This window comes from Niallia sp. MER 6 (genome assembly GCF_023714395.1).
GTDB lineage: Bacteria > Bacillota > Bacilli > Bacillales > Cytobacillaceae > Niallia.
Genome location: NZ_JAMAUK010000084.1, coordinates 1 through 2,094, shown reverse-complemented (window position 1 = coordinate 2,094; position 2,094 = coordinate 1). Strand labels below are relative to the sequence as shown.

Sequence of the window (2,094 nt, the reverse complement as noted above, 5' to 3'; positions counted from 1 at the left end):
CGATGTTAAAATCCTCAATATAGCCGGAATAAAATTCCCCATCTAAAATAGAACCATAGTTTGTTGAGAGGAGCTATGGTTCGTGAAGACAAGAGGGGAATTTTTTATGATTAAAGAAATGTACCAACGAGGAATGAGTATTACTGATATCGCGAATGAGTTGAAGATGGACCGTAAGACGGTTAAAAGATACATAATGTCTGAAACCATCCCAACTGCTAAGAAAAGAAATAGAAGCAGTAAACTAGATGAATTTAAGGATTATATCAATAGGAGGATGCTGGAGGATCGGGTGTTTAATGCTGAGAAACTACTTCTTGAGATCAAGGCGCTTGGTTACCAAGGTGGCAAAACGATATTAAAGGATTATATGCAGCCTTATCGTGAACAGGCAAAAAAGAAATACACTGTCCGGTATGAAACCCTTCCGGGTGAACAGATGCAGGTCGATTGGAAAGAGGTCGGAGAAGTCATTTTGAACGGAGAAAAGATAAAGCTTTCCATGTTTGTTGCCATCTTAGGATATTCACGAATGAAGTATGCTCTGTTTACTTTATCCCAAGATCAGGAACATGTGATGCAAGGTCTAATCAACAGTTTTAAATATCTGGGTGGCATACCTTCTACTATCTTGTTTGATAATATGAGGACTGTCACAGATGGACGTGATCAAGGAGTCGTTAAATGGAATAAAAGATTCGCAGAATTCGCCTCTTACTATGGATTTATTCCAAAGGCCTGCCGCCCGTACAGAGCCCAAACAAAGGGAAAAGTGGAAAGGGCCATTCAGTACATTATGAATCATTTTTACGTGGGGACAAAGTTTAATAGTGTGGAAGAACTGAACCAACTTCTAATGAGATGGCTGGATTCCGTTGGTAATCGAAAGAGAAATGAAACAACCGGCTATTCCCCACAAGAAAAATGGACAGAGGAAAAGCTCCAACCAATAAATGAGAAGAAAGAATATGATACAAGTTATATTTCCTTTAGGAAAGTTCATTGGGATGGAAGCTTCTCCTATAAGGGAGAAAGTTGGATTCTATCTTCTATGTATGCTGGTAAAGAAATATTGGTAAAAGAATCTCTGGAGGGCTCAATTAGGATATTTTATCAGGGAGAAGAAATTAGTAAGCTACAGCGACGGAAAAAGGTAATTCCCTTCTCCGAAAAAATAACAAAGAAACAGACTGTCGTGGTTGGCGCCCCACAGCCTGTTTCATTGGAAGTAGATACACGTCCCCTATCCGTCTATGATGAATTCACTAGGGGTGAATCATCATGAAAAGAGAGATAAAGGAGTATAGCCAAAAATTAAACTTGCCCGTTATTGCGGACCGATGGTCCGCACTGGCCGAACAAGCATCTAAAGATAATGTACCATATTCCCAGTTTTTATTCAGCCTTCTGGAGCTGGAAATCACTGAAAAACAAGAAAGAATAAAGAGTACCCTGCTTAAGTTTGCGAGGTTTCCTTACCGTAAAACGATAAATCAATTTGATTTTACAGTCCAGTTGGACTTGGATGAACGAAGAATTAGAGAATTAATGAATCTTTCCTTCCTCGATAACAAAGAAAATTTAATTTTTCTAGGTCCTCCTGGTATTGGGAAGACGCACCTTGCAGTAGCGATTGGTATGGAGGCAATTACTAAGGGAATGAAAACCTATTTTATTACAATGAGCGAGCTAGTATCCCAGTTAAGAAAAGCGGAACAGCAGGGAAATCTGGAAAAGAAAATAGGATCTTTTATTAAACCGTCGGTTTTAATTATCGACGAAATTGGTTATTTGAACCTTGATACGCAAAGTGCACACTATTTATTCCAAGTTATATCTAGAAGATATGAACGTGGCTCTATCATCCTTACATCTAATAAAGGCTTTGGGGAATGGGGAGAAATGGTTGGAGATCCGATAATTGCAACAGCGATGTTAGATCGCCTTTTGCATCACTCTCGTATCTTTAACTTGAAAGGTGATAGTTACAGACTAAAAGAGAAGCATTTGAGTACGCAAAAACAGAAGGACTGAAAGGTCCTTCTGGGGAATTTTAAACCGGCGATTTTGAGGAAGTTTTAATCGGCCTTGACA

The 2,094-nt window shown here is 39.0% G+C and carries 2 protein-coding genes; both read left to right on the top strand.

From position 1 onward, the window contains the following. Positions 1-82: 82 nt before the first annotated feature. Entirely contained in the window at positions 83-1,285 is a 1,203-nt protein-coding gene (istA, locus tag M3600_RS28250) for an IS21 family transposase (protein ID WP_182104192.1), read from the top strand. Next, positions 1,282-2,034: an IS21-like element helper ATPase IstB gene (istB, locus tag M3600_RS28245; RefSeq protein ID WP_182104193.1), complete on the top strand. Its 753-nt coding sequence runs from the start codon at positions 1,282-1,284 to the stop codon at positions 2,032-2,034. The genes istA and istB overlap by 4 nt, the downstream gene beginning before the upstream one ends. Positions 2,035-2,094: the final 60 nt, after the last annotated feature.